Raw genomic sequence first — 24,098 nt, 5'->3', positions numbered from 1 at the left:
GGGGAGAGCGGGTGATGCTGAGCGGCAAGCGCATCCTTCTGATCATCGGCGGCGGCATCGCGGCCTACAAGGCACTGGAAACCATCCGCCGCCTTCGCGAGCGCGGCGCGGCGGTGACGCCTGTGCTGACCCGCGCGGCACGCGAATTCGTCACCCCCCTCTCGGTCGGCGCGCTTGCGGGGGAAAAGGTCTACACCGACCTGTTCGACCTCACCGACGAGGCCGAGATGGGCCATATCCAGTTGTCGCGCGTGGCCGATCTGGTGCTGGTCGTGCCCGCGACGGCGGACCTGATGGCCAAGATGGCGCAGGGGTTGGCGGGGGACCTTGCCTCGACGCTCCTGCTCGCCACGGATACGCCGGTGATGATCGTGCCCGCCATGAACGTGCGCATGTGGGAACATGCCGCGACACGGCGCAACCTCGCCACCCTCACCGGGGACGGCGTGCGCGTCGTCGGCCCCGCCTCCGGCGACATGGCCTGCGGCGAATTCGGCCCGGGCCGCATGGTCGAACCGGGCGAGATCGTCGCGGCGGTCGAGTCGGCACTGTCCGGCGGGCCGTTGACGGGGCGCCGCGTGCTGGTGACTTCGGGCCCGACGCACGAACCCATAGACCCGGTGCGCTACATCGCCAACCGCTCCTCCGGAGCGCAGGGCACCGCGATCGCGGCGGCGCTGCGGGATCTCGGGGCGGAGGTGGTCTTCGTGACCGGCCCCGCCGAAGTCGCGCGCCCCGCCGGTGTCGAGGTCGTCGAGGTCGAAACCGCCCGCGAGATGCGCGCCGCCGCGCTCGCCGCGCTCCCTGCGGATGCTGCCGTCTTCGCGGCGGCGGTGGCCGACTGGCGGGTCGTCAGCGAAAGCGGGTCGAAGATCAAGAAGGTGGCGGGCGCGCTTCCCGTGCTCGAATTCACCGAGAATCCCGACATCCTGGCCGAAATATCGGCCCTGACCGAGGGGCGGCCGGGGCTGGTGGTCGGGTTCGCCGCCGAAACCGACGATGTCGTCGCCCACGCAACCGCGAAGCGGGCGCGCAAGGGCTGCGACTGGATCGTCGCGAACGATGTCTCCCCGGCGACGGGAATCATGGGCGGCACGGAAAACGCGGTGGTGCTGATAACCGGTGACGGCGCCGAACACTGGCCGCGAGCGGCCAAGTCCGACGTCGCCGCCCGCCTCGCGGCGCGCATCGCCGACACCCTCGCCGGGCTCTGAACGGTCGCCCGGGTTTTCGACGAAACATCGCGGCTGTCGACGGCGATGCGCGCGCGACATGAACTGCAGGAAGGGAATGCCATGGTGACGATCGCCGTGATCTGGGACGAGGGCGCGGACCGCGCGCCGGGCTTGCCGGCCTATGCCACCGAGGGCGCGGCGGGCGCCGATCTGCGCGCGAACTTCCCGGACCGGGGCACGGTCGACCTGCTGCCCGGCGCGCGCGCGCTGATCCCGACGGGTCTGCGGCTGGCGATCCCGGCGGGATGGGAGGTGCAGATCCGCCCGCGCTCGGGGTTGGCGCTCAAGCACGGGATCACCCTGCCCAACGCGCCCGGCACCATCGATTCCGACTACCGTGGTCCGCTGGGCGTGATCCTGCTGAACGCCGGGACCGAACCTTTCACCATCGCGCATGGCGACCGCATCGCGCAGATGGTCGCGGCCCCGGTGGCACGGGCCGCCTTCGACCTTGTCGAAACCCTGCCCGAAACCGTGCGCGGCAGCGGCGGGTTCGGCTCGACGGGGACCGCCTGATGATGCTGGTCCTCGGGCTTGCGGCGCTGATCTGGGGGCTGGGGCATCTGCTCGGGGCCTCGCGCATGGCGCGGCTCTACCTTCTCGCGCTGCTCTACGTGGCCGTTCTCATGGTCCATGTCGCGCTGCCCGAGGGGCATCCCCTGCGCCTCGCGACCGGGGAGAGCGCGGCGCCCTGGCTCATTCTCGGCGGTCTGGGCGCGCTGGTGCTCGCCTATGCCGCCGTGCTGAAGCGGGTCAAGGCGCGCGCCGTCGCAGCGGTGCCTGCGCCCACGCCGCCGCGCGCGGCGGACCGCTTCGGGGACAGCGAACTGGAGCGCTACGCCCGCCACATCGTTCTGCGCGAACTGGGCGGGCCGGGGCAGAAGCGCCTGAAACAGGCAAAGGTCCTGGTGATCGGGGCCGGGGGGCTCGGCGCTCCGGCACTGCAATACCTCGCGGCGGCCGGGGTCGGCACGATCGGCGTCATCGACGACGACGTGGTCGAGAACGCCAACCTCCAGCGCCAGGTCATCCACACCGACGCGCGCATCGGCATGCCCAAGGTCTTCTCGGCCGAAGCGGCGATGACCGCGCAGAACCCCCACGTGACCGTCCGACCCTACCGGAGGCGGCTCGATGCGGAGATCGCGCAGGAACTCTTTGCCGACTACGACCTGATCCTCGACGGGACGGACAATTTCACCACGCGCTATCTCGCGAACCGCACCGCCGTCGCGCTCGGCAAGCCCCTGGTCTCGGGCGCGCTCAGCCAATGGGAGGGGCAGCTTTCGGTGTTCCATCCCGCCGGCGGCGCCCCCTGCTATCAATGCCTGTTCCCGGAGGCCCCGGCCCCCGGCCTCGCGCCCTCCTGCGCCGAGGCCGGTGTTCTCGGGCCGTTGCCGGGCGTGGTCGGGGCGATGATGGCGGTAGAGGCCATCAAGGTGCTGACGGGCGCGGGGCAGCCGCTGCTCGGCGAGATGCTGATCTATGACGCGCTCTGGGGCGAGACCCGCAAGATCCGCATCTCGCGCCGGCAGGATTGCCCGATCTGCGGCGAGGGCGGCGCGCACGCGGTCTGAAGGGTTCTTGCCAGCGCCGGGAGGTGCGGCATACTGCACCAAACCTGACAGGGAGCCCGACCCATGAACCGCCTCATCGCCGCGCTTGCGGCCTGCCTCTGCGCCCATCCCGTCCTTGCCGAAAGCCACATGCCGGACCTCGGCGGCAGGGAGGTGGTGATCGCGGTGGAAAACGCCTATCCGCCGCTGCAGTTCGTGGATCCCGCAACCGGCAAGGCCATCGGCTGGGAATACGACGCGCTGACCGAGATCGCGGCGCGCATCGGCATCACGCCCGTCTACGAGGCGATTTCCTGGGACGCGATGATTCCCGCCGTTTCGGACGGGCAGTTCGACATGGGCATGACCGGCATCACCATCCGCGAGGACCGGGCAGAGATGGTCGACTTTTCCGATGCCTACATGCGGTCCGAAATGGTCATGCTGGTGCGCGGCGACGAAGAGCGCTTTTCGGATGCCGCGGGATTTGCCGCCGATCCTGATCTTCTGATGGCGGCGCAGCCCGGCACGACGCCGTTCTATGTCGGCGTCTACGAGGTGCTGGACGGCGACGAGGCCAATCCGAGGATCAAGCTGTTCGAGACCTTCGGTGCCGGGGTTCAGGCGCTGCGGACAGGCGATGTCGACCTGGTCCTGACCGACGGCACCGCGGGCGCGGGCTATGTCGAGGCCTCGGACGGCGCGCTCAAGATCGTGGGCGAGACCATGGGCACCGAGGATTTCGGCTTCATCTTCCCCAAGGGATCGGAACTCGTTGCGCCGATCAACGCCGCGATTGCGGCGATGAAGGCGGACGGTACGCTGGATGCGCTGAACCGGACCTGGTTCCTCGATTACAAGATGGGCGAATGAGCGCCCCGGCGTGACGGCGGACCGGGACAAGGATTTCCCCTGGTGGCTGGTGGCCGTCGCGCTTCTGGGGGCCGCGGCCTTTGCGGCGGTGCTGGCGGACGAGGCGCAGGCGCGGGTGCTGGCGACGCTGCTCAAGGGCGTCCGGATCACCGTCTTCGTCACCCTCGTCGCCTTCCTGCTGGCGGTGCTCCTGGGCATGGGCATCGCGCTGATGTCGCTTTCGGGGCGGCTGGTGCTGCGGCAGGTGGCGCGCTTCTACACCGAGATCGTGCGCGGCATCCCGATCCTCGTGCTGCTGCTCTACGTCGCCTTCGTGCTCGCGCCGGGGCTGGTCGTCGCGGCGAACTGGCTGCTCGGGCTGGTCGGGGCCGAGCCGCTGCGGGTGCGGGATTTCTCGCTGCTGTGGCGGGCGATCATCGCGCTGACCATCGGGTATTCCGCCTTCATCGCGGAGGTCTTCCGCGCCGGGCTGCTGTCCGTCGATCCGGGCCAGATCGAGGCCGCGAAGGCGCTCGGCCTCGGGCGCTGGCATCGCTTCCGGTTCATCGTCCTGCCGCAGGCGATCCGGACCATCCTGCCGCCACTCGGCAACGACTTTGTCGCGATGGTCAAGGATTCCTCGCTGGTGAGCGTTTTGGGCGTGCTCGACGTCACGCAGCTCGGCAAGGTCACGGCGGCGGGGAATTTCCGGTATTTCGAGACCTACAACGTGGTCGCGCTGATCTATCTCACCATGACCATCGGCTTGTCGCTGGCGTTGCGGCGGCTCGAGGCGCGGTTGCGGTCGCGGCCCTGACCGCGCGGTTCGGGAATTGGCGGAGCCCGGCGCGGTCGTGTAGGCTGGCGTCAGTGTGACAGGTGGAGATCTTCGGGAGATGACTGCAAGGAACCGGCAGGGGTGGGGGCTGCGCGCGACGCTGGTCGCGGCGGTGCTGGCGGCGCTGGCCGGATGTGCGCGGCGCGAGGGACCGGAACCCGCCCGCAGGGACATCGACTGCATGGCCCGCGCCATGTATTTCGAATCGATCCGGTCGAGCCGGGACGGCCTGATCGCCGTCGGCAGCGTGGTGATGAACCGCGTGCGGTCGGGCGATTTCCCGGAGACGGTCTGCGGCGTCGTGGGCCAGAAGAACCAGTTCGCGCCGGGCGTCATGACCCGCGCGATGGACGAACGCTCCGCCCCGATGGTGCGCGAGGCGGCGGCCTCGGTCCTGCGGGGGGAACGGCATCCGCTGATCGGCAATGCGCAGTTCTTCCACGCCATCAGCTACCGCGCCAATTACAACAACATGCACTACACGGTCTCGGCCGGAGGCAACGCATTCTACGAAAAGCGCCGCCCCGAGAACGTCACCCAGCCCTATCCGCTGCCGCTGATCGAAGGGCTGACCGGCAGCTAGGCGCCCCCGGCGTCCGGTCATGAAAAAGGCCGCGTCCCCGTGGGGCGCGGCCTTGTCCGTTCTTGTGATCCGCCGGGGCGGGATCAGTCGTGCTTGTGCTTGATCGGGCGCCAGATGCGCTTGTTGGTCAGGTACAGCAGGACCGAGAGCAGGGTCAGGAACAAGACACCCAGGAAGCCCGCATGCTTGCGGTCCATCATCTTGGGTTCCGCGGTCCACATCAGGAAGGCGGCGATGTCCTGCGCCTCGTGGTGCAGTTCGTTGGAATGGCCGTCGGCGAATTCCACGTCCTCACCGGCAAGCGGCGGGGCCATGGCGATCCAGCCGCCGGGGAAGGCGTGGTTCTCGTAGAAGGTCGTCCCGGCTTCTTCCTTGGTCTCGCCGGTGTAGCCGGTGAGGATCGAGGCGATGTATTCCGGGCCGCCGATGCCGTGCAGCATCTGGTTGATGCCGGTGCCGTAGGGGCCGTGGAAGCCCGCGCGGGCCTTGGCCATCAGCGACAGGTCCGGTGCGCCGACGCCGGTGTTGGCCGGAAAGTGGTCCGCCGGGATCGCGGGGCGGTCATCGTCCAGCTCGGCGTCGTAGACGGTGAAGTTCTGGGCCGCATAGGCGCGGACCTGATCTTCGGGCAGGCCGGGGCCGCCCTCGTCTCCGAGGGTCCGCAGCGGCACGAACTTCAGACCGTGACAGGCCGAGCAGACCTCGGTGTAGATCTGCAGGCCGCGCTGGAGCTGGTTCTGATCGAAGGCGCCGAACGGGCCTTCGAACGAGAAGCTGTAGTCCTCCACGTGGCCTTCGTTGCCGGCGGCCATCGCGCCGGACGCAAGGCCGAGGGCCGCAACCGTGGAAAGGGCAAGTTTCCTGAACATCTTTCTGGTGTCCTTTCTCTTACTCGGCCGGGGTCGTCGACGAGGCGCCGGCCGCGTCTGACTTGCCGTAGTGGGCCTCGAAGTCTTCTTCGATGGTGGCAGGCTGCGGCAGCGGCTTTTCGAGCACGCCCAGCAGGGGGAGGATGACGAAGAAGTATCCGAACCAGTAGGCCGCCGCGATCAGCGAGAAGCTGGCATAGGGCTCTTCGGCCGGCATGGCGCCCAGCCACATCAGCGCGATGAAGTCGATGACCAGCAGCCAGAACCACCACTTGAACTGCGGGCGGTATTTGCCCGAGCGCACCGAGGAGGTGTCGAGCCACGGTGCCAGCGCCATGGCGATGATGGCGCCGAACATGGCGAGCACGCCGAAGAACTTCGCATCGACGATGCCGCCGGTCACGAAGGACGCGATCTGCACCACCCAGACTTCGGAGGTGAAGGCGCGCAGGATGGCGTAGAACGGCAGGAAGTACCATTCCGGCACGATGTGCGCGGGCGTCGCCAGGGGGTTCGCCTCGATGTAGTTGTCGGGGTGGCCGAGGTAGTTCGGCATGAAACCGACGATGGCGAAGAACACCGCGAGGATCACCGCGAGGGCGAACAGGTCCTTGATGACGTAGTAGGGCCAGAACGGAACCGTGTCCTTTTCGGCATCCGCCTTCGAGGTGCGGCGGACCTCAACCCCGGTGGGGTTGTTGTTGCCGGTGGTGTGGAAGGCCCAGATGTGCACCGCCACCAGCGCCGCGATGACGAAGGGCAGCAGGTAGTGCAGCGAGAAGAAGCGATTGAGCGTGGCGTTGTCCACGGCCGGTCCGCCCAGCAGCCAGGTCTGGATCGGTTCGCCGATGAAGGGGATGGCGCCGAACAGGCCGGTGATCACGGTCGCGCCCCAGAAGGACATCTGGCCCCAGGGAAGCACGTAACCCATGAAGGCCGTGCCCATCATGCAGAGGTAGATCAGCATGCCGACGATCCAGGTCACCTCGCGCGGGGACTTGTAGGAGCCGTAGTAGAGGCCGCGGAAGATGTGCGCATAGACCGCCACGAAGAACAGCGAGGCGCCGTTGGCGTGCAGGTAGCGCAGCATGTAGCCGCCGTTCACGTCGCGCATGATGTGCTCGACGCTGGCGAAGGCCATGTCGACATGCGGGGTGTAATGCATCACCAGAACCACGCCGGTCGCGATCTGAAGCGTGAGGCAGAAGGTCAGGATGATGCCCCAGATCCACATCCAGTTCAGGTTCTTGGGCGTGGGGATCATGATGGTGTCGTACAGAAGGCCGACGACGGGGAGGCGCTTGTGCAGCCAGGTTTCGGCCCCGGTCTTCGGTTCGTAATGGTCGTGCGGAATTCCGGCCATGTGAGCGTTTCCTTATCCGAGAACGATCGTGGTATCGCCGTCGAACGCAGCGACGGGGACCAGCAGGTTGCGCGGGGCCGGGCCCTTGCGGATACGGCCGGCGGTGTCGTAGTGCGAGCCGTGGCAGGGGCAGAACCAGCCGTCGTAATCGCCCGAATTGTTGCCGATCGGCACGCAGCCGAGGTGCGTGCACACACCGATCATGACCAGCCACTTGCCGTCTTCGGACAGGGCGCGGTTGGCGTCCGTCGCAGAGGCGCCCGCGGGCAGGTTGTCGTTCTCGGCGTTGACGTCCACGAGGTCGGACAGCTCGACGGCGCGGGCTTCTTCGATCTCTTTCTCGGTCCGGTTGCGGATGAAGACCGGCTTGCCGCGCCATTTCACGGTCAGCTGGGTGCCCTCTTCGACACCGCCGATGTCGACGCGGATCGAGGACAGCGCCTGCACGTCGGCCGAGGGGTTCATCTGGTTGACCAGCGGCCAGACGGCCGCGCCGGTGGCGACGAGGCCTGCGCCGGCGGTGGCATAGTAGAGGAAATCCCTCCGGGTGCCTTCGTGTTCTTCTGCGTGGGACACTGGGTCTTCTCCATTCATCTGGGCCGGGTGGGCCGAAATGCGCTTAGGGGCCGCGCGGGCGCAGCTATTCCGTTGGCGTTATTAGCGGTCCGTCCCCTGCCCGTAAAGCGATCATCACGTGCCTTGTGAACAACAGTGCCGATGTGTCGCGGTTGAAAGCAAGGGGTTGGAGTGCTTAAGTGCACATTAAAGGCTGCCCATGGCTCGGAGCAGGCTTCGGAGTTGCAACATGAAATCCCTGATTCTCCCTCTCGCCTTCGCGGCATCCGGTGTCGTGGCCTCGCAGGCCGTAGCCCAGGATTATGAAGTATCCCTCTACACCGGCTGGCAGACCGCGCCGCACAGCCGCATCTCGGGGGATTTTCCCGGCACCGGCGCCAGCTACGACGCGCTGATCGGCTGGGATGGCAAGAGCTTTGAAATGCCGCCCTATTACGGCGCCCGCGGCACTTGGTGGCGGAGCGAGAATCTCGGCTTCGCGGTCGAATTCACCCACACCAAGGTCTACGCGCCGGAGGACGAGCGCAAGGCGCTCGGCTTCGACCGGATGGAGTTCACCGACGGGCACAACATCCTGACGCTGAACGCGATGTACCGCTGGCCGGAACAGTGGGGCACCGCGACGCCCTATGTCGGCGGCGGTCTCGGCATCGCCTTTCCGCATGTCGATTTCACCACCACCAGCGGCTACAAGACCTACGGCTACCAGCTGACCGGCCCGGCGATGCGCCTGCTTGCCGGGGTGAGCTATCCGATCAACGAGCGCTATTCGCTCTTCGGGGAATACCAGTTCGTCTATTCGACGAACGAGGGCGACCTCGACGGCGGCGGCTCGTTCAAGACCGACATCAAGACCAACGCGCTCAACTTCGGCGTGACGATGCGGTTCTGAGACACCCTCAGCTGCTGCGGCGCCGCCGCGGCAGCATGATGACCACCGCGACGATATAGGCCACGCAGAGCGCCGCGAGCGACGCCCAGGTCCAGGTGATGATCGCGGCGCCGCCGCAGACCACCCCCACGAGGAAGTATTTCACCTGCTTGCGCGGGACCTTGGTGGTCTTGAACGACCATGTGGGGATGCGGCTGATCATCGACAGGCCGACCAGGACGATCCAGGCGGCCAGCACCAGGTCGGGCAGGAACGGCCCGGTGGCGAAGGCAAAGCTGAGGAACATCGGAAGCATGACCAGCATCGCCCCGGCGGGCGAGGGCACGCCGGTGAAGAAGCGGTTGTCGTGCTCCTTGTCCTCGGACTTGCGCTGCACGTTGAACCGGGCAAGCCGCAGCACGGCGCAGACCGCGAAGGCCAGCACGGCGAGCCAGCCGAAGCTGCGGCTGTCGGCCAGCGCCCAGGTGTAGAGCAGCAGCACCGGCGCCACCCCGAAATTCAGGAAATCGGCGAGGCTGTCGAGCTCTCCGCCCATCTTGCTTTCGGACTTGAGCGCCCGCGCCAGCCGCCCGTCTAGCCCGTCGAGCAGCGCGGCCAGCAGGATCAGCAGGACGGCGGTTTCGTAGGACCGGTAAAGCCCGTACCGGATCGCCGTCAGCCCGGCGCAGATCGCGGCGATCGTCATGAGGTTGGGCAGAAGCTGGATCAGCGTCAGCTTTTCCGGCGTGCTCGGGGTCGGGTCCTCAGAGGCCATGGGACTGCCCGCCCAGATCCGCGATCACGCTTTCCCCGGCGACCATGGTCTGACCGATGCCGACCAGCGGCGGCACGCCGTCGGGCAGGTAGACATCCAGCCGGGAGCCGAAGCGGATCAGGCCGAAGCGTTCGCCCCGCTCCAGCCGGTCGCCGTCCTTCTTCCACCACATGATGCGCCGCGCGACGAGGCCGGCGATCTGCACGACCGCGATCTCGGTCCCGTCGTCGAGCCGGATGCGCAGGGCGTTTCGCTCGTTGTCCTCGGACGCCTTGTCGAGCGAGGCGTTCAGGAACTTGCCCGGCCGGTAGGCCATCTTGACCAGCTCTCCCGCGACGGGCGAGCGGTTCACGTGGCAGTTGAACACCGACATGAAGACCGACACGCGGGTCAGCGGCTCGGGGCCCATGCCGAGTTCGGCGGGTGGCACAGCGGGTTCGATCAGCGACACCACGCCATCCGCGGGGCTGACGACAAGGCCGGGACGCTGCGGAACCACCCGTTCGGGATCGCGGAAGAAGTAATAGCACCAGACCGTCAGCCCGACCCCGATCCAGCCCAGCGGATCGCAGATCAGGAACAGCACGAGGGTGATCGCCGCGAAGATCGCGACGAATTTGCGACCCTCGGGGTGCATCGGCTTGATGAAGGTGTCGCGCATGCGCATCGGGGTGCTCCGGTCTGTCTGTTTCCGGCCCTGCTATTGGCTGGGGCCGGGTCTTGCAAGGATTTGCGCCGGGGGTCCGGCGTCAGGCGCCGGGGTCGGTCGCCGTCATCGACGGGCGGGCTGCGAACCCGTCGTACCACCCGGCCAGCGCATCCCGGCCGGTGCGCCATTTGCGCACGTCGTGGCGGAAGTCGAGATAGGCCAGCGCGCAGCCGATGGCGATATGGCCCATGTCCATCCGCCCCTTCAGGTGGCTGATCCAGCGGGTGTTCACCGCATCCAGCGCGCGCGAGACCTTGGCCCACTGGCCCTCGATCCACTCCATCGACACCTTCTCCGGCGGGCGGAAGCGTTCTTCGTAGATGATGAGGACGGCGGCCTCCATCATCGCGTCGCCCGTCGCCTCCAGCGTCAGCGTGTCCCAGGGCCGCGTCTCGGGGTAGAGCCCGGCCTTGGCGCGGGCATCGAGAAAGCGGCAGATGACCCGGCTGTCATAGAGCGTCGGCGCATCCTCGCGGATCAGCGCCGGGATCTTGCCCAGCGGATTCGCCGCGATCAGCTGGGGATCGGGCGCGAGGGGCGAGGCGACCACGTCGATCATTTCGACATCGTCGTACTGCCCGGTCTCGTGCAGCGTCACCAGGACCTTGCGGACAAAGGGGGAAGGCCCGGCCTTGAGCAGTTTCATCGCGTCACCCGTCGGTTGCATTCACCGCAAGCCTAGGGGTGATTGCGGCGGGAGGAAAGCTCAACCCTGCCAATCCCTCATCAAGGCGGCGAGAGCGGCGGTTCCGGCCCCGAACTCCGATCGCTCCAGCAGGTCGGCGGCGCCGGTGCGGGCCGCCTCCGGCTTGTTCTGGCTGAATTTCCAGGTGCCCTGCACGTCCTCGATATGCAGCCGGAAGGGCAGGATCATGCGCAGCAGCTTGTCGAGCGCATCGGCGGGCATCTTGTCGACCCGCCAGACGGGCTTGGGCAGCAGGCGCGTCTCGTAGGCGTCGGACTGGCGGTCCAGCATGTCGCGCATCTGGTCCTGCGGCAGCCGTTCCAGCCGCCCCGCAAGGTGCACGGCGACGTAGTTCCAGGTCGGAACCTGGTGGTCCATCCCGTACCAGTCGGGCGAGATGTAACCATCCGGCCCGGTCACCGCCAGCCGCGCCGGCCGAGGCTCCGACAGGGCGCGGGCGATGGGGTTGGAGCGCACGAGGTGCAGATCGGCGGTGGTGCCGTCGTCGGAGAGCAGGAAGGGCACGTGCGACAGCAGCGGCGGCCCGTCGGCGGAGACGGCAAGCGTCCCGAAGGCGCGCTCGCGGGCAAGGGCGAGGTTGCGCGCCTGATCGTCCGGGCGGTAGATCGGGTTGGGATGCATCGGGTCAGCCTGCCTTGGGGTGCGTCGCCTCGTAGACCTTCATGAGATGCACCGTGTCAACCGCCGTGTAGGCCTGGGTCGTCGACAGCGAGGCATGGCCGAGCAATTCCTGGATCGAGCGCAGATCGCCGCCCGCCGCCAGCAGATGCGTGGCAAAGCTGTGGCGCATGGCGTGGGGCGTGGCGGTGGCCGGCAGGCCGAGCTGCATCCGCGCCTGTTCGGTGACCTTCTGGATCAGCCGCGCGTTCAGCGCCCCGCCGCGCGCACCGCGAAAGATCGCCGTGTCGGGTTCGGTCGGATAGGGGCAGAGGCGCAGGTAGGTGTCGACCGCGCGCCGGGCCACGGGCAGGACCGGCACGATCCGCTCCTTCCCGCCCTTGCCGATGATGCGCATGGTGTCGCCGAGCGGCAGATCGCGCCCGCAAAGCCCCAGCGCCTCGGAAATCCGCAGGCCGCAGCCGTAGAGCAGGGTGATCACCGCCGCATCGCGGGCGCCGATCCAGCTGTCGGCCGCCTGCATCTCGACCGTGTCGATCATGGCGCGGGCGGCGTCTTCGGTCAGCGGGCGCGGCAGCTTCTTCTGGAACTTGGGCGAGCGGGCCAGCAGCACGGCGGTGGGTTCGAACCCCTCCCGGTCGGCCAGCCAGCGGTAGAAGCTCTTTACCGCCGAAAGCTTGCGCGCCATGGAGCGCGACGCCACCCCCGAGCCCCGCAGGTGGGCCATGAAGGCGCGCATGTCCGGGGTTGTCACCCGCGCCAGCGGGGCCAGCCCCTGCGGTTCCGCGTGATGCAGGGTCAGGAAGCTGATGAACTCGACCACGTCGGTGCGATAGGCGGTGATGGTGTTCTCTGCCGCGCCCTTGAGCGCCCGGGACGAGGCGAGCCACCCCTCGAGCGCATCGCGCGACGCGGGAGAGAGCGTCAGCGTCACGACAGCCAGCGCCGCATGGCGCGTTCGAACACCCCCGCGAAGAAGGCAAGAAGGTCGGTGCCCTGCTGCGCGGTGAAGAGGTGCGGGTCCTCGGAGCCGAGCGCGAGCAGGCCCGGCAGCCGCCCGGGGCCGAAATCGAGCTTCAGGCAGGCTTCGGAGCGCACCCAGGCCGCCTTGTCGCCATAGATCCCGGTATCGCCCTCGCCCAACTGGCGCAGCGTGACCTGCCGGAGAGGCGAGCCGCGCCCGTCCGAGATGTAATCCGAGATGAACCCCGGTTCCGCGACCGACAGCACCTCGCCCAGTCGACGGATCGCCGGATCGGAATCGTTCTGCGCCGATTCCAGCACCAGCCGCACCACGTCGACGCGCAGGATCTCGGCCACCTCGCCGGCCAGACCGTGCAGGAAGGGTTCGAAGGCGACCGGGTCCAGCATCCGCAGGATCGCGCGGTGGATCTGGTTGGTCCCTGCGAGGTTCTCGTAGGCGGCGGCGATGACGCTGCGGTGCGTGTCCTCGAGGCGGTCCAGCCGCGTTTCCAGCCGCTCCATCGCGATGCCGCGGAGGTCGACGATATTGCCCCCCATGGCGCGCTCGTTCGCGGCGATCAGCGCCTGCATCAGGTCGCGGTCATCCAGGATCATGTCCGGGCGCGAGATGATCTCCTCCCGCAGGGAGTCGTCAATTCGGGGATTGCTGCTCATTCCGGTCTCGTTCTTTTTTGATTGAGGGTGACATTATCAGGTCGCCGCCGCCGTTTCGCGCCTTTTTGCGGAGCGGGGGCCGGGTTTCCCGAAGCTGTTGCGCTTGTGTCAGCCGGGCGGGAAAAGGTGAGGATTTCGTTAACGGCTGGAAAGATTTGGAGGCGCCGGGGTTCCATGTCAGACTGGACCCAGCGGAGGAGAGAGCCATGCCCGAAATCACCCGATCCAGCCATCTGCAAACCGTCATCACCACCTTCGAGACCTCGCCCGGCACCTGCCAGGATCTGCTCGACGAACTGCAGGACGCCTACGACAGCTTCATCTCGCGGCAGGCGGGATTCGTGGCGGCGGGCCTGCATGTGAACGACGCCCAGACCCGCATCGCCAACTATTCGCAATGGGCCCGGCGCGAGGACTTCCAGGCGATGCTGCGCAGCGAGGAGATGCGCGTGCGCAATCGTCGCTTCAACGAGCTGTGCCGCAGTTTCGAACCGGTCATGTACGACGTGGCCGCGGTCTTCGGCTGAGGCCGCGCCGCCGCCGATCCGGCGCGGCTCAGGCCGCGATCGACCCGTCGGCCGTGCCCGCTTCCCTGACCATCATCCTGTAGCCCGATCCCCGGACCGTCTCGATGGTCAGGGCCCCGGCCACGTTGGCCAACTGGGTCCGCAGGTTGCACAGGTAGACGTCGAAGACCCGGGGGGCCGGTTCGTTCTCGAACCCGTAGACATGGTTCAGAAGCTGTTCGCGGGTGGCAAGCCGTCCGGGCCGGAGCGCGAGGAATTCGAGGATTTCGTAAAGCTTCGGCGACAGCGACAACGTGACGTCCTCGAGGTGCACCCGCCGGGATTCCAGATCGAAGCGCAGCGGGCCGCAGTCCATCTCGCCCAGGGCGACGCCATGGGCGCGCCGGGACAGGGCGTGCAGCCGTGTGACGAGCTCGGGCAGGGGGATGTCTTCCGGCAGGACCATGTCGGCCCCGGCATTCAGCATCTCCGCCACCTTCCGGTGATCCGGTTGCCGCGCCAGGACGCAGACCGGCTGGGCGGGGCGCGCATCGCGCAGGCGGGCAAGCGTCGTGTGCTTGCCGAGCGCCCCGGCATCCAGCACGACGAGATCGTGTTCCCCGGTGGATTGGAAGGCGTCGATATCCTCGCCCTGGTCACAGCGCGTGACCAGCGTTCCGGACTCGGCCAGAGCCTGCGACAGACCCATCAGCTTCCAGGTGGTTTCCGCAACAAGATAGCGCATCGGCGTGCTCCTCTGATTCCGCATCGGATGGTCCGGGGTGCGCGCGATGGCGCGGATCCCCTGTCGCTCGGGCCTTCTGGCGCTTGCGGACCGGATCGGGAGGCATTCTGCCGACGTCCTCCTGTCTACCTGCGGAATACGCCGGAAATGTGATCGAATCCGGGCCCTGCGGGGATGACCTGTATCAAGGCGCTATCCTTCCGGATGGCGCAGGCTTCCGTTTGCAGAGCAAAGGAGGGTCTCTCATGTACAAGTCCGTTCTTGTCCCGATCGCGTTCGACGACGATGCCAAGGCCGAAGCCGCGCTGGCGGTGGCGCGGCTTCTTGCGGGGGACGATGGCGACATCACCCTGCTGCACGTGATGGAACACGTGCCGGGCTATGCGATCACCTACATGCCGCCGGATTACATCGCGCAGTCCCGCGCGGCGGTGCAGGAGGAGCTCGACTCGATGGCGGCGACACTGGGCCACGGCAGGGGAGTCGTCGTCGACGGCCATTCCGGTCGCACCATCCTCGACTATGCCGAGGAGACGGGCAGCGACCTGATCGTCATCGCCTCGCACCGGCCCGGCATGGCCGACATGCTGATCGGCTCGACGGCGACGCAGGTGGTGCGCCACGCGAAATGCGCGGTTCACGTCCTGCGCTGATTGACATTGCCCGTCATGGCCGATTGCATGACCGGCCATGACACAGGACGATCTTTCCCTCGAGGCGCGCGGCGGCCTCCCCGAGACGCTGCGCGTTCTGCTGGCCGATTACCCGCGCGAGGGGTGGCCCTCCGATCCGGGGTTCGGCGGGCTGGTGGCCTTCTGGCTCGACCGGCACCTGATGTTCCGCAACCTCACCTCGGGATTGCAGCAGGCCGCCGAGTCCGAGATGGACGGGGCCATGGCGCGGGACGCGCTGGCACTGCGCATCGGGCGGTTGGGCAGCGCGCTGGTGCAGGGGCTGCACGGTCACCACCAGATCGAGGACCAGCACTATTTCCCGCGCCTCGCCGTCATGGACCGGCGGCTGCTGCGCGGGTTCGACATTCTCGACAAGGACCATCACGCCATGGACGGGCTGCTCGACCGCTTCGCGCGCTCGGCCAACGCGGTCATCCGGGGCGAGGCGGAAACCGGCACCTTCCGGGAAGAACTGCTGTCCTTCTCCGCGATGCTGGAACGCCATCTCTGGGACGAGGAGGATCTCGTCGTGCCGGTGATCCTCAGGCACGGCACCGCGGGGCTGGAATAGCGCCTCTACCGTGCCGCCGTTGCCAGCGACAGCCGGCGCTTTTCGTCGAAGACCTGCTGGCGCGGCTTCCACGGGTACTTGTGATCGTCCAGCACCGGCCCCCAGTAGAGGATGCCGCCGTTGCGCCAGGGGTCCAGCACGATCCCCTCCCACATGGTGTCGCCCGCGGCGCTGACGATGACCGTGCTGTGCTCGATCCGCAGCGGGTTGTCGGAATTGGCGATGGCACGGTGCAGGGTCAGCGTGCGGAACTGCTCCTGGCGCAGCCGCGCCTCCATGTCGTCGGCCCACTGGTAGCACAGGCCGCGCGGGCGCTTGCCCTGGTTGACCTTGATGTTGTGCAGATAGGGCGGGTCGGTGATCTCGTAGGCGACGGCCAGCTTGCGCGGATAGGTCAGGGAGACCTCGGCGGCGCGAGCGGCCTCCTCGGGATCGACATGCGGGCCGAGCGCGAGGATCGTCCGCGCCAGGGCCGCGACCTCCGAGGCCCGGACCGGCGGCAACTGGTCCGGCGGTGGCGGGGGCATGCCGCAGGCACTCAGCCAGAGCGCCCCGAGGAGAACAACAAGCCGGGCGGGAAAGTGTAGCATCATCATGGAGTTGCGGCGGCTCCCAGTCATTCCGGACGTCGTTAGCGAAATCCGCGCGGCGTGTCGAGCAGAGCTTGCCCGACCTACGGGGATGTGATCCGTCACCGGCAGGCCGCGAGCCAAGAGCGATCCGCCCGGAAAGGGCGTCAGCCGGCCACGCGCGCCGAGGCGGCGGGCACGGCCCGACGCCGAGAGGCCCGGAGCGCGCCTGCGCGCCCCGCCGGATCGGTTCTGCCCTGGGATGCGGTCGCTTGCGGGTGAGGCAGATTGCGCTCAGCCCGGAACCGACTCCTCCGGGGGGAAGGCCGCGCGACATTGCTGCTGGTCTTCCGCCGCCGCCCTGCGCAGGGCCGGCAGGTCCCGCGCCAATTGCGCATCGCGCTGGCGCAACGCGTCGCGATCCACGGGAATGCGGCGCGTGACCGGCTGCATGTCGGTGCGCCAGCACGGAAAGGCGCTCTTGTCATGGCGGCTCTGGCGGCATCCGGTGAACCGCGTCACCTGCTCGAATTTCGTCTGGAAGACAAAGCCGCGCGACAGGTCCCGCGCGATGCGCTCGCGCTCCTTCAGCGCATCCCGGTAGGGCGCGGCGGCCCCGGACAGGCAGCGCTCCACCGGCGTGCCGCAAGCGGCAAGCAGGAGCAGGGACAGGAACACAAATCGACGCATGTCGCGACCTTACCCCGCCCGCGCTTCGCCGTCGATTCACCTTGGCGTGCGCACCGGATCGGAGGAAATGGCGATCCCGGGAGGACTCGAACCCCCAACATCCTGATTAGAAGTCAGGTGCTCTATCCAGTTGAGCTACGGGACCGGAAGATATGATCGGGGCCGGCGATCCGAGGACCGCCCGGCCCGCGCCTCAATGCGTCCAGGCGCCCTTGCGGTCAACCGCGAAATTCTCGGCATAGCCGCGCGGGCGGATATTGGCGCGGCGCTTGTTCGGATCGCTCACCTGCACCTCGATGCCGCGGTCCTTGGCATAGGCCAGGGCGGCCTCCTTGGTGTCGAACCGCAGGCGCACCTGGCTCTGCGTGTCGCTGGACGAGGTCCAGCCCATCAGGGGGTCGACCTCGCGCGGGGTGTCCGCGCTGTACTCCAGGAACCAGAATTTGGTCTTGCCCTGGCCGGAAGACATGGCCGTCTTGGCTGGCTGGTAGATCCGTGCCCGCATGGAATCCCTCCGTAACATCACGAGACTTATCCGGGATTTGCCGCCACAGGGCAAGAGATCACCGGCATCATCCTTGTCCTGCCATCAACTGACATGACCTGTCAGCAGGAAGCTGCAAAAGGGCGGCGCGGAAAGGAGTGCAGGGAATGGTGCAAACAGGGCCCGACCCGGAATCGGCCGCCGGGAGCGAGGGGTGGGAAGCTGCGGCCGGACAACGGCCGGGCCAGCTGTTTGCCCCCCGAAGGTACATTTCGGACATGCCTTTTCACAACAAAAACCACCTGTCCCGCCCCCCGCGCCGGTGCCGCGGCGGAAAAAGCGGCAGGGCCGTGCGCGGCGCCCGAAATGCCGCCGGAATCGACAGCGGCACGCCCTTGCCCTTGAATCCCGGCGCGCCGGGAACAATTGTGGACAGCGCCAGGAGAACCACCGCCCCATGCCCTTCGCCCATTCCGACAAATCCCGACCGATGATGCACGCCCCGGCACCGGATGTGAAAGTCCGCGAGAAGCTGGAGGGCGGCAAGCGCTTCGTCATGCATACCGAGTTCAGCGCCGCCGGCGACCAGCCGACCGCCATCACCGAACTTGCCGCCGGGGTGCGCGACGGAGAGCGCAACCAGGTGCTGCTCGGCGCGACCGGCACGGGCAAGACCTTCACCATGGCCAAGGTGATCGAGGAAACCCAGCGTCCGGCGATCATCCTGGCCCCGAACAAGACGCTCGCCGCCCAGCTTTACGGCGAATTCAAGGGCTTCTTCCCCGACAACTCGGTCGAATACTTCGTCAGCTTCTACGATTATTACCAGCCCGAGGCCTATGTCGCCCGCTCGGACACCTATATCGAGAAGGAATCCCAGATCAACGAACAGATCGACCGGATGCGCCACTCGGCCACCCGGGCGCTGCTGGAACGCGACGACGTGATCATCGTCGCCTCGGTCTCGTGCATCTACGGCATCGGCTCGGTCGAGACCTACGGCGCGATGACCCAGGATCTGCACGTCGGCAAGGAATACGATCAGCGCAAGGTCATGGCCGACCTCGTCGCCCAGCAGTACAAGCGCAACGATCAGGGGTTTTCGCGCGGCACCTTCCGGGTCCGCGGCGATTCGCTGGAAATCTGGCCGGCCCACCTCGAAGACCGGGCGTGGAAGCTGTCCTTCTTCGGCGAAGAGCTCGAAAGCATCATCGAATTCGATCCCCTGACCGGCGAACGGGCGGCGAATTTCGACCGCATCCGCGTCTATGCCAATTCGCATTACGTGACCCCCAAGCCGACGATGAATCAAGCCATCGTGAGCATCCGCAAAGAGCTGCGCCAGAGGCTCGACCAGCTCGTCGCCGAGGGCAAGCTGCTGGAGGCGCAGCGGCTGGAACAGCGCACCAATTTCGACCTCGAGATGCTGGAGGCGACCGGCGTCTGCAACGGGATCGAGAACTATTCGCGCTACCTGACCGGCCGCGCGCCCGGCGAGCCGCCCCCCACGCTTTTCGAGTTCATCCCCGACAACGCCATCGTCTTCGCCGATGAATCCCACGTCTCGGTCCCGCAGATCGGCGGCATGTACAAGGGCGACTACCGGCGCAAGTTCACGCTGGCCGAACACGGTTTCCGCCTGCCGTCCTGCATGGACAACCGCCCCCTCAAGTTCGAGGAATGGGACGCGATGCGACCGCAGTCGGTGTTCGTCTCCGCGACCCCCGCGAACTGGGAGATGGAGCAGGCGGGCGGGGTCTTCACCGAGCAGGTGATCCGGCCCACGGGACTCCTCGATCCGCAGGTCGAGATCCGCCCGGTCACGACGCAGGTGGACGACCTGCTCGACGAAATCCGGCATGTCACCGCCGGCGGCTACCGCACCTTGGTGACCACCCTGACCAAGCGCATGGCCGAGGACCTGACCGAATACCTGCACGAACAGGGCATCAAGGTGCGCTACATGCACTCTGATATCGATACCATCGAGCGGATCGAGATCCTGCGCGACCTGCGGCTCGGGGCCTTCGACGTGCTGATCGGCATCAACCTGCTCCGCGAGGGGCTCGACATTCCCGAATGCGGGCTGGTGGCCATTCTCGACGCGGACAAGGAGGGTTTCCTGCGGTCGGAAACCTCGCTGATCCAGACCATCGGCCGGGCGGCGCGCAATGCCGAAGGGCGGGTCATCATGTATGCCGACCGGATGACCGGCTCGATGGAGCGGGCGCTGGCCGAGACCAACCGGCGCCGCGACAAGCAGATCGCCTACAACGAGGAACACGGGATCACCCCCGCGACGGTGCGCAAGAACGTCGACGACATCCTTGCCGGGCTCTACAAGGGCGACGTGGACATGAACCGCGTCACGGCCAAGATCGACCCGGCGCGCGCCGGGGCCAACCTTGCCGCCGTGCTCGACGGGCTGAAGGCCGACATGCGCAAGGCCGCCGAGAACCTCGAATTCGAAGAGGCCGCGCGCCTGCGCGACGAGGTCAAGCGCCTCGAAGCGGTGGACCTTGCCCTGCATGACGACCCGATGGCGCGGCAATCCGCGGTCGAGGCCGCCTCGGAAGCGGCGGTCAAGGCAAAGGGACGCTCGACCGCGGGTCGGCCGGGGCAGCATGGCGGCAACGTGAAGCGGCGCAAGCGGTAGCGCGGGGCGCAACACCGGTCCGGGCGCCGTGGCCGGTCCGAGAGCCCGTGACATGAAAAGGCCCCCGCCGCGGGTGCGGTCGGGGGCTTTCGTGCCGTCTCACCCGAGGGAACGGGGTGTCAGCCGTTGTCGTCGTTGGGCGGGTTGATGCTGATCGTCGGAACCTTCACTTCGGCTTCCTTGGTGTCGACGTCGACATCCACATCGGGCACCGTCACGGTCTCGGAGGTGGTGCCGGCGGAGATGCTGCCCACATCGGCATCGACTTCGGGCAGTTCGCCGCTTTCGACCGACACGTCCACGTCGGGCAGGGCGCCGTTGTCGGTGACGTCGAGGTCGACCATGTAGACGCCGAAGGCCACGGCAGCGGCGGCAACGGCAACGAGGGCGATGGTGGGTCCGGTTCTCATGAATTTGTCCTTTCTCGTATCGTGTTGCCAACCGTTTCACGGTGGCGTCATTGCTGCGTCAACCCGGTGTGAGCGGGTTCGGTTCCAAGGTCGCGCCGCATTTCCGATCGGGCCGGCGGCGCGGCCTTGCGCGCATCGCCATTGATCCCGGCGGATCCGGGCGCCCTGCGCGCAGGGATCGGCGCAGCGTCCGGGCATGTCCGGTCGCCGTTGATGGGGGAGGGGGGGTCAGCGGGGGCGGGGGCCCCGCAACCGGCCTTGACGGCGCCGGGTTCGGGTCAGCCGCAGCGGATGCGCCGCACGATCCCCTCCGCGTCGGTTTCGAAGTTCACCCGCTCGGCGCGCTGATCCATGGTGATCATGTCGCCGGGCCCGATGACGCGGTAGAGGGTGCCCTCGGGCAGCGAGACCTCGCTCCCCGGCCGGCCGAGGAAGGCCGCGTAGCTGTCGGGCTTGCAGGCCGTCGCCTCGGGCGGGCGGGTGTCGGTTTCGGCTGCATCGGCCGGGGCCTCGGGCTGGCAGGCCAGCAGCGGGAAGAGGATGACGGGAAGCACTGTAAGTCGCATGAAGACCCCCTGGCGTGATGACGGGACAAGCTGACTGCATAGCGTCACGGCGCGGGCGCGGCTGCAACAGGTGCGCGCCGCGCGGGGCCGTCTCAGCGATTCCTTGCCGCCGGATGCGGGGCGGGGCGGATTACTTCCGGGTCGGAAACAGCTTGCCGAGACCGAAGCGCACCTTGTTGCGCATGTCCTCGTTCCGGGCGGTGCCCAGGAACGGGCCCGACCGCAGGGTATAGGCGGCGAGCACGTCGGTCGCCTCTTCCTGCGGGTTGCCGAAGGGAGTGCCGTCATCCGGTTCCAGCGGGTCGAAGGGCGTGGCGCCGCCGAGATGGTCGGCGGCCAGCTTCGCGTTGGATTCGGCGTATTTGTGCAGCAGGCGGGCGCGGGTCTCGTAGGGCAGCAGGAAGCGGCGCGGCGGCGTGTCGATCACCCGGGGTGCGAGGTCGAGGAACTGGTCGACTGCCGACACCACCTGAATTTCGGGCAGCCCCATGCGGATCGCCTCGCGCTTGACGTGGCGCGCGGCCTCCATGAGGCCGGTCGCCGGGCTGACGTTCTGCGACGGCACATCCATCTGCAGCCCGCCCCGGTCGGGCAGGCCGAGAAAATCGAGGAACCGCGTGATCGGATAGTCCGGCGCCTGACCGCGGTTCAGCGGCACCACGGTGACGCTGCCGCTGCCTGCCACGCGCTCCCAGTTCTGCATCATCCAGTGGTAGTTGAGCGTGTGGGTCTTCATCCGGCGGCGCAGGAGCGCGCCGATCGGGTCGACCCAGTCGGCGCTGCCCTTGATGTGCTGCTTGAAGTCGGATTCCAGCCAGAGATCCTGCCGCCGGAAATAGCATATCACCCGCAGATCGAAGCCGCGGGCCGTCACCCTGTCCACGAAGGGCAGAAAGGCATCGCCGCGGGCCGCGCCGAACAGGATCTCGCTGCTGAGCACGACGCTGCCCTCGGCGGTCAGGAAGTGATCCAGCATCGCCAGCGCCTCGTCGCAATGGCGATGGATGAAGAGCGAGGCGAGCTCGGCGGCATTGCCCTGCCCGGTGGTGCGGTCCTCCGGGTGCTTCACATAGGAAATGCCCGCGTCCTGCAGCCACGCGCTGTTCTGGTCGAGGAAATACTGGACGGTCGTGGTGGCGCATTTCGGCATGCCGACATGCAGGAAGATCGTTCTCGGCATTCTGTTCGGATACGCAACTCTGACTGGTGGTGCGCGGCGTGGCGGGGCCGCGAACCGGTTTCGAACCGTGCAGGGGGCGGGCGGCGCCGATCCTGCACCCGGGTCGGGGCTCGCCGTCTCCGGGCCCGGTGCCGCTTCTTAGTGCAAGGCGCGCGTCGGGTCCACACCCGGGATACGCCCCCGGGGGCGGCTTTGCGCGCATGGGCGGAATCCGGTCAGAGCAGCGCGCGGATCGGTTCCAGAAGGCCGTTGCTGCGCAGGGTGCGCACCGGGTAGGCCTCGTCGTTGACGAAGCGGTCGAGGGTGAAGCCCGGCTCGATCTTGGCCAGTTTCCCGGCCACGGCCAGCGCCTTGTCGTGCTGTCCGTCGAGCGCGTAGAGCGCGAGGAGGTGGCGGTGGGCGGGTCGGAAGGCGGGGGCCGCGCGGGCCGCGGCCTCGCCCGCCTCGATGGCGAGGTGCGGCTGGTTGCAGGCGACGCTGACGATGCAGTGGTAGAGATCCCACCAGTGCCGGAAGGGCGAGAAGCGCGCGATGGAGCGCGCATGCTGGGAGACTTCGAAGGCCTTGCGCGGCTCGCCCGCCAGCATCCGCGCCACGGCGAGCGAGAGCCAGCCGAAGCCGCCGGCCGGGTTGCGCTCGACCGATTGTTCGGCAAGGTCGACGCCCCCCGCCGCATCCCCCAGCGCCATGACCCGCACCTGGCTGACCAGCGCCTGCACCAGCGCATTGTCGGCCCCCTGTTCCAGCGCGTGCTGGTTGAGCGTGACGGATTCCTCGCGCAGTGCCGCGACATCCGGTTCCAGCAGTTCGATGAGCTGGATGTTGCGGATCAGCGCGCGCCAGGCGGTGTAGATGCCGTTGCGGTCGACCTCGTAGGCCTGTCGCAGCAGGCTGTCGGCCTCGCGCAGGGCGTCGGGCTGGAAGGTGAACATCCGGTAGAGCGCGAGGCGGGCCAGCGCCGTGGCGCGCGCCTCGGGGCGGGCGTTGGCGATGGCCAGCGGCAGGCGGCCGAGGGTGCGGTCGGCGGCCTCGAAGATCACCGCGGACAGGCCGGGGTGCGATCCCATCACCGCCTCGGCCGAGGGCACGTTCTGAAGCTTGGAATAGAGGATGCGCGCCGAGGGGGCGTGCACCACCTTCACGAAGGCGTTGAGGCTGCCGTCCGTTTCGAGCAGGTCGCAGGAGATTTCCAGGTCGCCATGGTCGTTGGTGCCCGCATCGACGTGACGGCCGGACTGGCGCCAGGCGCGGACCTGTTCGGCGATGTTCTCGCCGATGCGGTTGGCGATGATCTCGCCGAGGACCTCGTTCATGCCGCCGCCGTGCGCATCGGTGCGGCACTGGATCAGCAGGCCGGTGGGGATCGAGGGCATCGCCGCTTCGAGCCGCGCGGCAAAGCGCGAGCGTTCGGCGCGCAGCCAGTCCTCGAATTCGGGATCGCGCACGTCGATGCCTTCCAGCAGCTCGTGCGCGTCGTCGATGCGGAAATCGTTCTCGAGCACGTCGGCATGGATGCGCGCGGCATCGAGGGACACGGTGTTGCGGTCGGCAGAGAGCACGCTGTCGAAGGCGCCGAGGGTGCGGCGCAGCTTGGACAGGGATTGCCGCAGGTTGGCGCTGGCCTGTTCGGGGCCGAAGGTCGACCACAGCTTGTCTTCGAGCCAGCGGCGCGGGCGGGTCATGCCGGGGCTGAGCACCAGCAGCGCGAGAACGGCCTGGTTCTTGGCACCGAGGGGCGTGAGGCAATCTCCTCCCGGTCCGGTGACGCGCAACGGCCCGGCCAGCTCGATCGAGAGCAGACTTGCATCCTTCGCCATTTGCCTACCACCTATCCCACAGGTTGCGCGCCAAGGTAGCA

General features: G+C 67.7%; 28 protein-coding genes and 1 tRNA gene. 11 read left to right on the top strand and 18 right to left on the bottom strand.

The genetic code is table 11. The annotated features are described in order from the left end of the window. Nucleotides 1-14 precede the first annotated feature (14 nt). From coaBC to ACN0RJ_RS03985, 6 genes are all read left to right on the top strand, one after another. A complete protein-coding gene (coaBC, locus tag ACN0RJ_RS04010; protein ID WP_417719353.1) occupies nt 15-1,214 on the top strand; it encodes a bifunctional phosphopantothenoylcysteine decarboxylase/phosphopantothenate--cysteine ligase CoaBC in 1,200 nt (399 codons plus the stop codon). 81 nt (nt 1,215-1,295) lie between these two features. Then, on the top strand, nt 1,296-1,751 hold the full coding sequence (gene dut / locus ACN0RJ_RS04005) for a dUTP diphosphatase (RefSeq protein ID WP_417723470.1): 456 nt from the start codon (nt 1,296-1,298) through the stop codon (nt 1,749-1,751). Next, complete coding sequence (locus ACN0RJ_RS04000; RefSeq protein ID WP_417723469.1) at nt 1,751-2,812, top strand: HesA/MoeB/ThiF family protein; 1,062 nt, start codon at nt 1,751-1,753, stop codon at nt 2,810-2,812. Before dut ends, ACN0RJ_RS04000 begins: the two co-directional genes overlap by 1 nt. Nucleotides 2,813-2,875: 63 nt before the next feature. Next, nucleotides 2,876-3,664, top strand: a complete 789-nt coding sequence (locus ACN0RJ_RS03995; protein ID WP_417723468.1) for a transporter substrate-binding domain-containing protein — start codon at nt 2,876-2,878, stop codon at nt 3,662-3,664. 10 nt (nt 3,665-3,674) lie between these two features. Then, the gene (locus tag ACN0RJ_RS03990; protein WP_417723467.1) at nt 3,675-4,460 is read left to right on the top strand and encodes an amino acid ABC transporter permease; all 786 of its coding nucleotides are present in this window, start codon (nt 3,675-3,677) and stop codon (nt 4,458-4,460) included. A gap of 79 nt (nt 4,461-4,539) precedes the next feature. After that, entirely contained in the window at nt 4,540-5,064 is a 525-nt protein-coding gene (locus ACN0RJ_RS03985) for a cell wall hydrolase (RefSeq protein ID WP_417719348.1), read from the top strand. Between the two features lie 83 nt (nt 5,065-5,147). Here ACN0RJ_RS03985 and ACN0RJ_RS03980 read toward each other — a convergent pair whose 3' ends face one another. From ACN0RJ_RS03980 to petA, 3 genes are read right to left on the bottom strand one after another with little or no spacing between them, the layout of a single operon-like run. Further along, nucleotides 5,148-5,933 (bottom strand): cytochrome c1, encoded by a 786-nt coding sequence (locus tag ACN0RJ_RS03980; RefSeq protein WP_417723466.1) that lies wholly within the window; start codon nt 5,931-5,933, stop codon nt 5,148-5,150. A 19-nt stretch (nt 5,934-5,952) separates the two neighbouring features. Beyond that, on the bottom strand, nt 5,953-7,296 hold the full coding sequence (gene petB / locus ACN0RJ_RS03975; RefSeq protein ID WP_417719346.1) for a cytochrome b: 1,344 nt from the start codon (nt 7,294-7,296) through the stop codon (nt 5,953-5,955). Between the two features lie 12 nt (nt 7,297-7,308). Beyond that, a complete protein-coding gene (gene petA, locus ACN0RJ_RS03970; protein WP_417719345.1) occupies nt 7,309-7,872 on the bottom strand; it encodes a ubiquinol-cytochrome c reductase iron-sulfur subunit in 564 nt (187 codons plus the stop codon). A 229-nt stretch (nt 7,873-8,101) separates the two neighbouring features. On the opposite strand from petA, the gene ACN0RJ_RS03965 reads away from it, so the two are divergent. Next, nucleotides 8,102-8,764 (top strand): lipid A oxidase, encoded by a 663-nt coding sequence (locus ACN0RJ_RS03965; RefSeq protein WP_417719344.1) that lies wholly within the window; start codon nt 8,102-8,104, stop codon nt 8,762-8,764. Nucleotides 8,765-8,771: 7 nt separating this feature from the next. Here ACN0RJ_RS03965 and pssA read toward each other — a convergent pair whose 3' ends face one another. The 6 genes from pssA to ACN0RJ_RS03935 form a co-directional block, all read right to left on the bottom strand. Beyond that, complete coding sequence (gene pssA / locus ACN0RJ_RS03960) at nt 8,772-9,518, bottom strand: CDP-diacylglycerol--serine O-phosphatidyltransferase (RefSeq protein ID WP_417719343.1); 747 nt, start codon at nt 9,516-9,518, stop codon at nt 8,772-8,774. Continuing rightward, nucleotides 9,508-10,185, bottom strand: coding sequence for a phosphatidylserine decarboxylase (locus ACN0RJ_RS03955; protein ID WP_417723465.1), 678 nt, complete (start codon nt 10,183-10,185; stop codon nt 9,508-9,510). The genes pssA and ACN0RJ_RS03955 overlap by 11 nt, the downstream gene beginning before the upstream one ends. 82 nt (nt 10,186-10,267) lie before the next feature. Next, nucleotides 10,268-10,873 carry a glutathione S-transferase gene (locus ACN0RJ_RS03950; RefSeq protein WP_417719341.1) on the bottom strand — a complete coding sequence of 202 codons (606 nt, stop codon included), beginning with the start codon at nt 10,871-10,873 and terminating at the stop codon, nt 10,268-10,270. A 60-nt stretch (nt 10,874-10,933) separates the two neighbouring features. Then, a complete protein-coding gene (locus ACN0RJ_RS03945) occupies nt 10,934-11,554 on the bottom strand; it encodes an FMN-binding negative transcriptional regulator (RefSeq protein WP_417719340.1) in 621 nt (206 codons plus the stop codon). A gap of 4 nt (nt 11,555-11,558) precedes the next feature. Then, the gene (locus ACN0RJ_RS03940; protein ID WP_417719339.1) at nt 11,559-12,485 is read right to left on the bottom strand and encodes a tyrosine recombinase XerC; all 927 of its coding nucleotides are present in this window, start codon (nt 12,483-12,485) and stop codon (nt 11,559-11,561) included. Then, on the bottom strand, nt 12,482-13,189 hold the full coding sequence (locus ACN0RJ_RS03935; RefSeq protein ID WP_417719338.1) for a DUF484 family protein: 708 nt from the start codon (nt 13,187-13,189) through the stop codon (nt 12,482-12,484). Before ACN0RJ_RS03935 ends, ACN0RJ_RS03940 begins: the two co-directional genes overlap by 4 nt. 206 nt (nt 13,190-13,395) lie before the next feature. On the opposite strand from ACN0RJ_RS03935, the gene ACN0RJ_RS03930 reads away from it, so the two are divergent. Next, on the top strand, nt 13,396-13,716 hold the full coding sequence (locus ACN0RJ_RS03930) for an antibiotic biosynthesis monooxygenase family protein (RefSeq protein WP_417719337.1): 321 nt from the start codon (nt 13,396-13,398) through the stop codon (nt 13,714-13,716). Nucleotides 13,717-13,744: 28 nt separating this feature from the next. On the opposite strand, the gene ACN0RJ_RS03925 is transcribed toward ACN0RJ_RS03930, so the two are convergent. After that, entirely contained in the window at nt 13,745-14,440 is a 696-nt protein-coding gene (locus ACN0RJ_RS03925) for a winged helix-turn-helix domain-containing protein (RefSeq protein WP_417723464.1), read from the bottom strand. A 245-nt stretch (nt 14,441-14,685) separates the two neighbouring features. Here ACN0RJ_RS03925 and ACN0RJ_RS03920 point away from each other — a divergent pair, with 245 nt between their 5' ends. Together ACN0RJ_RS03920 and ACN0RJ_RS03915 are read left to right on the top strand one after the other, a co-directional pair. Next, complete coding sequence (locus ACN0RJ_RS03920) at nt 14,686-15,093, top strand: universal stress protein (protein ID WP_417719335.1); 408 nt, start codon at nt 14,686-14,688, stop codon at nt 15,091-15,093. A gap of 37 nt (nt 15,094-15,130) precedes the next feature. Next, entirely contained in the window at nt 15,131-15,685 is a 555-nt protein-coding gene (locus tag ACN0RJ_RS03915; protein ID WP_417723463.1) for a hemerythrin domain-containing protein, read from the top strand. Between the two features lie 5 nt (nt 15,686-15,690). Here ACN0RJ_RS03915 and ACN0RJ_RS03910 read toward each other — a convergent pair whose 3' ends face one another. The 4 genes from ACN0RJ_RS03910 to ACN0RJ_RS03895 all read right to left on the bottom strand — a co-directional run bounded on the left by ACN0RJ_RS03910 (nt 15,691) and on the right by ACN0RJ_RS03895 (nt 17,449). Beyond that, on the bottom strand, nt 15,691-16,281 hold the full coding sequence (locus tag ACN0RJ_RS03910; protein WP_417723462.1) for a hypothetical protein: 591 nt from the start codon (nt 16,279-16,281) through the stop codon (nt 15,691-15,693). A 267-nt stretch (nt 16,282-16,548) separates the two neighbouring features. Next, nucleotides 16,549-16,944, bottom strand: a complete 396-nt coding sequence (locus ACN0RJ_RS03905; protein WP_417723461.1) for an excinuclease ABC subunit B — start codon at nt 16,942-16,944, stop codon at nt 16,549-16,551. A 68-nt stretch (nt 16,945-17,012) separates the two neighbouring features. Then, nucleotides 17,013-17,089, bottom strand: a tRNA-Arg gene (locus ACN0RJ_RS03900). 48 nt (nt 17,090-17,137) lie between these two features. Continuing rightward, complete coding sequence (locus tag ACN0RJ_RS03895; protein ID WP_417719331.1) at nt 17,138-17,449, bottom strand: ETC complex I subunit; 312 nt, start codon at nt 17,447-17,449, stop codon at nt 17,138-17,140. 436 nt (nt 17,450-17,885) lie between these two features. Between ACN0RJ_RS03895 and uvrB the strand changes: the two genes are divergently transcribed. Then, nucleotides 17,886-20,084: an excinuclease ABC subunit UvrB gene (gene uvrB, locus ACN0RJ_RS03890; RefSeq protein ID WP_417719330.1), complete on the top strand. Its 2,199-nt coding sequence runs from the start codon at nt 17,886-17,888 to the stop codon at nt 20,082-20,084. Between the two features lie 119 nt (nt 20,085-20,203). Here the strand turns inward: uvrB and ACN0RJ_RS03885 are convergent, their stop codons facing one another. The 4 genes from ACN0RJ_RS03885 to ACN0RJ_RS03870 all read right to left on the bottom strand — a co-directional run bounded on the left by ACN0RJ_RS03885 (nt 20,204) and on the right by ACN0RJ_RS03870 (nt 24,057). Continuing rightward, a complete protein-coding gene (locus ACN0RJ_RS03885; RefSeq protein WP_417719329.1) occupies nt 20,204-20,494 on the bottom strand; it encodes a hypothetical protein in 291 nt (96 codons plus the stop codon). 278 nt (nt 20,495-20,772) lie between these two features. Further along, nucleotides 20,773-21,060: an I78 family peptidase inhibitor gene (locus ACN0RJ_RS03880; RefSeq protein WP_417723460.1), complete on the bottom strand. Its 288-nt coding sequence runs from the start codon at nt 21,058-21,060 to the stop codon at nt 20,773-20,775. 130 nt (nt 21,061-21,190) lie between these two features. Next, nucleotides 21,191-22,240, bottom strand: coding sequence for a hypothetical protein (locus ACN0RJ_RS03875; RefSeq protein ID WP_417719327.1), 1,050 nt, complete (start codon nt 22,238-22,240; stop codon nt 21,191-21,193). A 215-nt stretch (nt 22,241-22,455) separates the two neighbouring features. Then, complete coding sequence (locus tag ACN0RJ_RS03870; protein ID WP_417719326.1) at nt 22,456-24,057, bottom strand: AfsR/SARP family transcriptional regulator; 1,602 nt, start codon at nt 24,055-24,057, stop codon at nt 22,456-22,458. Nucleotides 24,058-24,098 lie beyond the last annotated feature (41 nt).

The organism is Salipiger sp. (assembly GCF_048261495.1).
Classification (GTDB): domain Bacteria; phylum Pseudomonadota; class Alphaproteobacteria; order Rhodobacterales; family Rhodobacteraceae; genus Salipiger.
Note: the sequence above shows the minus strand (reverse complement) of the source record. Positions and strands in the feature narration are given on the sequence as shown.

What these genes read in the sequence shown, in the direction of transcription:
- ACN0RJ_RS03985 (WP_417719348.1), top strand. Translation starts at nt 4,540, where the DNA reads ATGACTGCAAGGAACCGGCAGGGGTGGGGGCTGCGCGCGACGCTGGTC.
- ACN0RJ_RS03935 (WP_417719338.1), bottom strand. Translation starts at nt 13,189, where the DNA reads ATGAGCAGCAATCCCCGAATTGACGACTCCCTGCGGGAGGAGATCATC.
- ACN0RJ_RS03980 (WP_417723466.1), bottom strand. Translation starts at nt 5,933, where the DNA reads ATGTTCAGGAAACTTGCCCTTTCCACGGTTGCGGCCCTCGGCCTTGCG.
- ACN0RJ_RS03905 (WP_417723461.1), bottom strand. Translation starts at nt 16,944, where the DNA reads ATGCGTCGATTTGTGTTCCTGTCCCTGCTCCTGCTTGCCGCTTGCGGC.
- ACN0RJ_RS03955 (WP_417723465.1), bottom strand. Translation starts at nt 10,185, where the DNA reads ATGCGCATGCGCGACACCTTCATCAAGCCGATGCACCCCGAGGGTCGC.
- coaBC (WP_417719353.1), top strand. Translation starts at nt 15, where the DNA reads ATGCTGAGCGGCAAGCGCATCCTTCTGATCATCGGCGGCGGCATCGCG.
- ACN0RJ_RS03885 (WP_417719329.1), bottom strand. Translation starts at nt 20,494, where the DNA reads ATGAGAACCGGACCCACCATCGCCCTCGTTGCCGTTGCCGCCGCTGCC.
- ACN0RJ_RS04000 (WP_417723469.1), top strand. Translation starts at nt 1,751, where the DNA reads ATGATGCTGGTCCTCGGGCTTGCGGCGCTGATCTGGGGGCTGGGGCAT.
- ACN0RJ_RS03910 (WP_417723462.1), bottom strand. Translation starts at nt 16,281, where the DNA reads ATGATGATGCTACACTTTCCCGCCCGGCTTGTTGTTCTCCTCGGGGCG.
- ACN0RJ_RS03995 (WP_417723468.1), top strand. Translation starts at nt 2,876, where the DNA reads ATGAACCGCCTCATCGCCGCGCTTGCGGCCTGCCTCTGCGCCCATCCC.
- uvrB (WP_417719330.1), top strand. Translation starts at nt 17,886, where the DNA reads ATGCCCTTCGCCCATTCCGACAAATCCCGACCGATGATGCACGCCCCG.
- ACN0RJ_RS03895 (WP_417719331.1), bottom strand. Translation starts at nt 17,449, where the DNA reads ATGCGGGCACGGATCTACCAGCCAGCCAAGACGGCCATGTCTTCCGGC.
- ACN0RJ_RS03870 (WP_417719326.1), bottom strand. Translation starts at nt 24,057, where the DNA reads ATGGCGAAGGATGCAAGTCTGCTCTCGATCGAGCTGGCCGGGCCGTTG.
- ACN0RJ_RS03875 (WP_417719327.1), bottom strand. Translation starts at nt 22,240, where the DNA reads ATGCCGAGAACGATCTTCCTGCATGTCGGCATGCCGAAATGCGCCACC.
- ACN0RJ_RS03965 (WP_417719344.1), top strand. Translation starts at nt 8,102, where the DNA reads ATGAAATCCCTGATTCTCCCTCTCGCCTTCGCGGCATCCGGTGTCGTG.
- ACN0RJ_RS03950 (WP_417719341.1), bottom strand. Translation starts at nt 10,873, where the DNA reads ATGAAACTGCTCAAGGCCGGGCCTTCCCCCTTTGTCCGCAAGGTCCTG.
- ACN0RJ_RS03880 (WP_417723460.1), bottom strand. Translation starts at nt 21,060, where the DNA reads ATGCGACTTACAGTGCTTCCCGTCATCCTCTTCCCGCTGCTGGCCTGC.
- ACN0RJ_RS03945 (WP_417719340.1), bottom strand. Translation starts at nt 11,554, where the DNA reads ATGCATCCCAACCCGATCTACCGCCCGGACGATCAGGCGCGCAACCTC.
- petB (WP_417719346.1), bottom strand. Translation starts at nt 7,296, where the DNA reads ATGGCCGGAATTCCGCACGACCATTACGAACCGAAGACCGGGGCCGAA.
- ACN0RJ_RS03915 (WP_417723463.1), top strand. Translation starts at nt 15,131, where the DNA reads ATGACACAGGACGATCTTTCCCTCGAGGCGCGCGGCGGCCTCCCCGAG.
- ACN0RJ_RS03930 (WP_417719337.1), top strand. Translation starts at nt 13,396, where the DNA reads ATGCCCGAAATCACCCGATCCAGCCATCTGCAAACCGTCATCACCACC.
- pssA (WP_417719343.1), bottom strand. Translation starts at nt 9,518, where the DNA reads ATGGCCTCTGAGGACCCGACCCCGAGCACGCCGGAAAAGCTGACGCTG.
- ACN0RJ_RS03925 (WP_417723464.1), bottom strand. Translation starts at nt 14,440, where the DNA reads ATGCGCTATCTTGTTGCGGAAACCACCTGGAAGCTGATGGGTCTGTCG.
- dut (WP_417723470.1), top strand. Translation starts at nt 1,296, where the DNA reads ATGGTGACGATCGCCGTGATCTGGGACGAGGGCGCGGACCGCGCGCCG.
- ACN0RJ_RS03920 (WP_417719335.1), top strand. Translation starts at nt 14,686, where the DNA reads ATGTACAAGTCCGTTCTTGTCCCGATCGCGTTCGACGACGATGCCAAG.